At 43.8% G+C, this 6,569-nt stretch carries 7 protein-coding genes and 1 pseudogene; 7 read left to right on the plus strand and 1 reads right to left on the minus strand.

Annotated features, from left to right (window positions below):
• From AB3112_RS06885 to AB3112_RS06910, 6 genes and pseudogenes are all read left to right on the plus strand, one after another.
• Window positions 1-225, plus strand: a pseudogene (locus AB3112_RS06885) (tRNA (guanosine(37)-N1)-methyltransferase TrmD); the annotation flags it as partial.
• Between the two features lie 89 nt (window positions 226-314).
• Window positions 315-677: a 50S ribosomal protein L19 gene (gene rplS / locus AB3112_RS06890; protein ID WP_057909109.1), complete on the plus strand. Its 363-nt coding sequence runs from the start codon at window positions 315-317 to the stop codon at window positions 675-677.
• A 263-nt stretch (window positions 678-940) separates the two neighbouring features.
• On the plus strand, window positions 941-1,885 hold the full coding sequence (xerC, locus tag AB3112_RS06895; protein WP_367334168.1) for a tyrosine recombinase XerC: 945 nt from the start codon (window positions 941-943) through the stop codon (window positions 1,883-1,885).
• 13 nt (window positions 1,886-1,898) lie between these two features.
• Window positions 1,899-2,441: an ATP-dependent protease subunit HslV gene (gene hslV, locus AB3112_RS06900; protein ID WP_057909111.1), complete on the plus strand. Its 543-nt coding sequence runs from the start codon at window positions 1,899-1,901 to the stop codon at window positions 2,439-2,441.
• A gap of 14 nt (window positions 2,442-2,455) precedes the next feature.
• Window positions 2,456-3,868, plus strand: coding sequence for an ATP-dependent protease ATPase subunit HslU (hslU, locus tag AB3112_RS06905; RefSeq protein ID WP_084975382.1), 1,413 nt, complete (start codon window positions 2,456-2,458; stop codon window positions 3,866-3,868).
• Between the two features lie 21 nt (window positions 3,869-3,889).
• Entirely contained in the window at window positions 3,890-4,765 is an 876-nt protein-coding gene (locus AB3112_RS06910) for an aldose 1-epimerase family protein (protein ID WP_367334169.1), read from the plus strand.
• A gap of 89 nt (window positions 4,766-4,854) precedes the next feature.
• Here AB3112_RS06910 and plsY read toward each other — a convergent pair whose 3' ends face one another.
• Window positions 4,855-5,490: a glycerol-3-phosphate 1-O-acyltransferase PlsY gene (gene plsY, locus AB3112_RS06915; RefSeq protein WP_057909114.1), complete on the minus strand. Its 636-nt coding sequence runs from the start codon at window positions 5,488-5,490 to the stop codon at window positions 4,855-4,857.
• A 147-nt stretch (window positions 5,491-5,637) separates the two neighbouring features.
• On the opposite strand from plsY, the gene AB3112_RS06920 reads away from it, so the two are divergent.
• Window positions 5,638-6,569 (plus strand): ATP-binding protein (locus tag AB3112_RS06920; RefSeq protein WP_367334170.1); only part of this gene is annotated, 932 nt, incomplete at its 3' end.

Consider the following 6,569-nt stretch of genomic DNA (forward strand, 5'->3'; position numbering starts at 1 on the left):
ATGAAAGTTCCTGAGGTGTTGATGAACGGGGATCACAAAAAGATTGCCCTGTGGAATCAAAAAGAAGCCCTAAGGCGGACTTACTTGCGCCGACCGGATTTGATCGACCATCGAAGATTGACCAGCACGCAAAAAAAGCTGCTTGCCGATGTTCGAATCGAAGAGGAAGAACGCCAGGCTGCCAATGCAGCTGACAAGAAAAACACCTTTACAGACAAGTCATAATTGTGGTACACTAATTTTTGGCGCAAGCCGCAAAACAACATTCCGCTGTCATACAAGATAATGAATGTTAGTGAAAGGAAGATTTGTTTATGCGACAAAATCAATTGATCGAAAGCATCAATGAAAAGCAACTACGTAATGACATTCCTGATTTCCGTGCCGGAGATACTGTGAAGGTTCACGTTAAGGTTGTCGAAGGTACCAGAGAACGTATCCAGTTGTTTGAAGGCGTTGTTATCAAACGTAAGGGTTCGGGCATTCAAGCAACCTACACTGTTCGTAAAGTAAGTAACGGTGTTGGTGTTGAACGTATTTTCCCACTTCATTCACCACGAGTAGAAAAAATTGAAGTTGTAAGACAAGGTCACGTTCGTCGTGCCAAGCTTTACTACTTACGTGACTTACAAGGTAAGGCTGCTCGTATTCGGGCCTCACTTCGTGCACGTTCGTAATCACAACAAAAAGGTTGGATCAGATTTTCTGATTCGATCTTTTTTTGTGTTTACTTATAGGATTCATTAAATTTTAAAAGGTTAATTTCTGATAAAGACTCACCAGATTCCTGGTTCAATCAGCGGATATTCGCTAGAATAACGCTAATTCATTTTTTATGAATGAATTAACGAAAAAATAGGTAATTATCAGCACATCCGGCGTTTATTTGCTATCATGGTAGTAGCGCTTGTACGCGATTACATTGTTGAGGATGGTGGCTATGGTTGAGTTAACTAAGGATCAAAAAAATATTAACTGGTTTTTGAAGTATCTCAAAAGTGATCGCAACTATTCTGTGGATACCATCCAAGCGTATCAGCAAGCCATTTCGGACTTTGTTGATTTCATTGCGGAAGTTCCAGAAGATCAAAAGCAATTGACCGAAGTCGACGCTTTTGATGTTGAGTCATTTCTGACGCATTTATACGAAAAACAATACGCCAGAAATTCAATCGCCCAAAAAGTTTCAGCCTTAAAGTCCTTTTATGCCTTCTTGGTCAAAAGCGACGTTATCAGCAACAATCCTTTCGAATACGTTCATCTAAAGACCAACAATCGCAGATTACCCCGATTTTTATATCAGGATGAAATGCGGGCATTGTTTGACGGCGCCAAGCAAAATTCGGATAAACGGCTTGGACTTCGTAACTTGGCGGTATTAGAGACGTTGTATGCGACTGGGATTCGGGTGAGTGAATGCGCTGGGATTCAATTAAACGACATTGATTTGGACAACCGAACCATATTGGTCACCGGAAAGGGCAATAAGCAGCGCTATGTCCCGTTTGGTGAATACGCGCAAAATGCAATCGAAGCCTGGCTGACAGACGGCAGAACGCAGATTATGGCCAAATACAAGCAGGTCCATTCGTTTCTGTTCGTCAATCATTACGGTCGGCCACTGACCGCTCGGGGAATTGAATACATCATGGATGAGATCGTCCAAAAAAGTAGTCTCACCACTAAAATTCATCCCCACATGCTGCGCCACACGTTTGCGACTGAAATGCTCAATAATGGCGCCGACATGCGGTCGGTACAAGAACTTTTGGGCCACAGCAGCCTATCAACAACCCAAATTTACACACACGTCACAAAATCACATTTAATGAATGATTATAAGAAATACTTTCCACGCAATAATGATTCGTTAAAATCTAATTAAAAAGGGGTATATTATGCCAATCAAATTTGAAGCAACCACCATCGTTGCCGTTCGTCACAACGGACATCTCGCAATGGCCGGGGATGGTCAGGTCACTATGGGTGAAAAAGTCATTATGAAGGGAACCGCACACAAGGTTCGCCGGATTTACAATAACCAAGTCGTTGTTGGGTTTGCCGGCAGTGTTGCCGATGCCTTCAACTTGGAAGAACGGTTTGAAAAAAAGCTGAGTCAATTTGACGGTGACTTAAAACGATCCGCAGTTGAACTTGCTCAAGAGTGGCGCGGTGATCAACAACTGCAAAAACTTGAAGCTTTGCTGATTGTGATGAACGACAAGGACCTGCTCTTAGTATCAGGCCAAGGTGAAGTCATCGAACCGGACGATGATATTTTAGCAATCGGATCCGGCGGCAACTTTGCGCTGGCCGCAGCGACCGCAATGAAACACCACGCTCAAAATATGAGTGCCAGAGAAATTGCCGAAGCTGCCATTCACATTGCCGGAAATATTGACATCTTCACCAACCAAAACGTCATTTCTGAAGAATTATAGAGAGGAATTTAAAATTGACAGAATCTACTCAAACACCTAAAGAAATTGTCGAAGTTTTGGACCAGTACATTGTCGGCCAAAACGACGCTAAAAAAGCGGTTGCCGTCGCCTTACGCAACCGGTACCGCCGAATGCAATTATCCAAAGAGATGCAGGATGAAATTTCACCTAAAAACTTATTAATGATTGGACCAACCGGTGTCGGGAAAACAGAAATTGCCCGTCGGTTGGCCAAAATCGTTAATGCCCCGTTTGTTAAAGTTGAAGCAACCAAATTTACCGAAGTCGGCTATGTTGGTGGCGATGTTGAATCAATGGTTCGCGACTTGGTTGAAAATGCGATTCAACTCGAAAGGGCTGATCAATATAAACAAGTTCACGTGGAAGCCGAAAAAAAGGCCAACAATGAATTAGTTAAGCTTTTGGTCCCAGCAAAGAAAAAAGAAAATCGCCAAAATGAAATGCAAAATCTGATGAATATGTTCAGCCAACTTCAAAACGGTCAGGCGCCCACTCAAGACAATGCCGACCAAGAAGAAGTCACCGACGATGTCCGTGAAAAACGAATGTCAGTTGCCGAAAGACTACACGCCGGTTTACTTGAAAATGACCAAGTCGAAATTGAAATGGACGATCCTTCCCAACAACTGTCCGGACAAAATACGATGCTCAATCAAATGGGCATTGATTTAAACGATACCTTATCCGGTTTGATGCCCAAGAAGAAGATCAAGCGAACGGTTCCCGTCAGTGAAGCCCGCGAAATTTTGACTCGTCAGGCTTCTGAAGCACTGATTAACAAGGCTGATTTATATCACAACGCCATCGTTCGCGCTGAAAATACCGGTATTATCTTCATTGACGAAATTGATAAGATCGCCGCCGGCAGATCTCAAAACAGCGGTGAAGTTTCTCGCGAGGGTGTTCAACGAGATATTCTGCCAATCGTTGAAGGGTCTCAGGTGAATACCAAATATGGGGCAGTCAATACTGATCACATGTTGTTTATCGGCTCAGGAGCCTTTGCTGAAAATAAACCATCCGACTTAATTCCTGAACTGCAGGGCCGTTTCCCAATTCGAGTGGAACTCAAAGATTTGACGAAAGACGACTTTGTGCGTATTTTGACTGAACCAACCAATTCGTTAACCAAACAATATATGGCTTTGATTGGAACGGATAATATTAAAGTGACTTTTACCATCGAAGCGATCAACCGAATTGCTGAAATCGCGACTGACGTCAACCACAACACCGATAATATCGGTGCCCGTCGCCTGCACACAATTCTTGAAAAGCTGCTCGAAGATATTTTATACGAGGGACCTGACATGCAGATGGGCGATATCACGATTACTGAGAAGTATGTAGACGATAAAGTCGGCAAGCTCGCTCAAAATAAAGATCTTTCGCGTTACATTCTTTAATACTTGGAGGCAGATGTCAGGATGATTACATTAAAGAATCAGTATTTAACCGTTTTAATCAACGAGTTGGGCGCCGAATTAACCAGTGTCAAGGATTCGGAGGGTATCGAGTACATTTGGCAGGCAGATCCGACGTACTGGAAACGCCACGCCCCCATTTTGTTTCCAATTGTTGGTCGACTTAAAGATAACCAATACCAATTTAATTCAATGACGTACGACATGACACAACACGGATTTGCCCGCGATCACACATTTGCGGTTGAATCTCAATTACCGACCAAAGTGTCTCTGGTCTTGAAATCAAATGAAGAAACCCTGGTGAACTATCCTTTCAAATTTGAATTGCGGGTGATTTACGAACTGGTGGACCACAGCTTAAATGTTAGCTTAAACGTTATAAACCCAACTTCCGAAACACTGCTTTTTTCAATTGGTGCTCATCCCGGGTTTAATATTCCCCTGGTCGAAGATGCCGGCAGCTTTGGAGATTACTTTGTGCGGGTTGCACCAAAGAAGGCATACTCTCAGATACCGTTAAAACCGCCGTACAGCGATCCTAACGATCGTCGGGAGATTGACCTAACCAAGCCGCTATCTTTGAACCACGAGCTGTTTAATAGCGATGCAATTGTCCTTGACCTTAATCGTCAGGAAACAACCGTCATGCTGGCATCCAGCGTCAACGATCACGGAGTTTCGCTCACCGTGGAAAACGCACCTTACGTCGGCATCTGGTCTCCTTATCCAAAGAAGGCTCCATTTGCCTGCATCGAACCTTGGTGGGGGCTGGCAGACACGGTGGACGCCAATGGCAAGTTGAAAGATAAATTTGCCATTAACAAATTAGCCGGGCGCCACGCGTTTGCGGGCAAGTACCAAATCAGTTTCTTTTAGACAAATCACGTTAATTGAATAATAGTGAGTCAAAAAAACGAGCGATTCCGATTAAAGAATCACTCGTTTTTAGTTAAATTAATCGTCAGTTAATTATTTTCTTTTTTCTGCCGTAACAGGTGACCGAGCCCAAACGGCACCATACTTTCGGTACCGTTTCGAATACGACTGATGTTGGCCCTGTGACGGTAGAAAATAAAGACGGTGAGGATTGCAGCCAGAATGCTTAAAAAAACATCGTGGGTGAAAAAAATTGCGATGGTCGTTAAGGTAAAACCAACCATACTGGCAAGGCTCACCATGCTGGTCAAAAGGATTACCAAAACCCAAATTGCGAGTGCCAAAAAGAAAAAGGCCGGTTTGTAGGCTAAAAGCATCCCTGCACTGGTGGCGACCGCCTTGCCACCCTTAAATTTATCAAAAATTGAGAAGGTATGGCCTAAAATTGCGGCCAGTCCAAATACCAGTGGACTGATGGTATAAACGTGAAAAAAAGTTGGCAGCAGGGTTGCCACGGCACCTTTTGAAATATCCAGGGCCATGACAACGGTTCCGGCAATTGGGCCTAAAACCCGATAGGTATTGGTCGTTCCGATATTTCCGGAACCGTGTCGTCGAATGTCGATGTGAAAGAAAGCTTTGCCGATCCACACACCGCTGGGAATTGATCCCAATAAATAAGCCGCCACTAACATTAATATAACTTGTTCAACATTGTTAATCATCCTAAACCTCACAGTAATCAAGCTTAATAAACTTCATAGCGTTTTTAATTCTAGCATGATAATTGCATTGCGCCAACAAAATTTCGTTTCCATAACCGCAAAATTAGGTTATTATGAAGTAGATTGCAAAAAAAGGAGTCATAACGAATGGTAAAGCAAAAGCAAAAATATGATGATTCCTCGATTCAAATTCTTGAGGGACTCGACGCAGTTAGAAAGCGTCCCGGAATGTATATCGGTTCCACAGACTCACGCGGATTACATCATCTTGTGTATGAAATCGTTGATAATGCTGTCGACGAAGTCTTGGCCGGTTACGGGGACGAAATCCAAGTTACAATTCATAAAGACAACAGCATTACCGTTGTTGACCACGGAAGAGGAATGCCAGTTGGAATGCACGCTTCAGGGAAACCAACTCCTGAAGTGATTTTGACGATGCTTCACGCAGGTGGAAAATTTGGCCAGGGCGGCTACAAAACTTCCGGTGGACTACATGGGGTTGGTGCCAGTGTTGTTAATGCTTTGTCAACTTGGCTCAAAGTGGTCATCGTTCGTGATGGCTATAAGTACGAAGAAGATTTTAAAAATGGCGGCCATCCGGTTGGCACATTAAAAAAGTTGGGCAAGACCCGCGACCATAGTGGGACGACGCTGACATTCAAGCCGGATCCGACGATTTTTACCAGCACCGTTTATAATTTTTCCATTCTTTCCGAACGGCTCAGGGAGTCAGCCTTTCTTTTGAAAGGGACCAAGATTACGCTGACCGATGAACGAACCGATCAGGAGCAAGAAGAAGTCTTTCACTATGAGGAAGGCATCAAGGAATTTGTCCAGTATTTAAACGAGGACAAACACACGCTGGGCGATGTCATGTACTTTGATGGTAAGAGCGAAGGCGTGGAAGTTGAGGTTGCCGCTCAGTATAACGACGGCTACTCCGAAACCATGTTGTCTTTCGTCAATAACGTCCGCACCAAAGACGGTGGAACCCATGAAGCCGGATTAAGAAGTGCCTGGACGAAGGCTTTCAACGATTATGCCCGCAAAGTCAACATGCTCAAGGAAAAAGACAA

The organism is Lentilactobacillus sp. (genome assembly GCF_040773105.1).
GTDB lineage: Bacteria > Bacillota > Bacilli > Lactobacillales > Lactobacillaceae > Lentilactobacillus > Lentilactobacillus parabuchneri.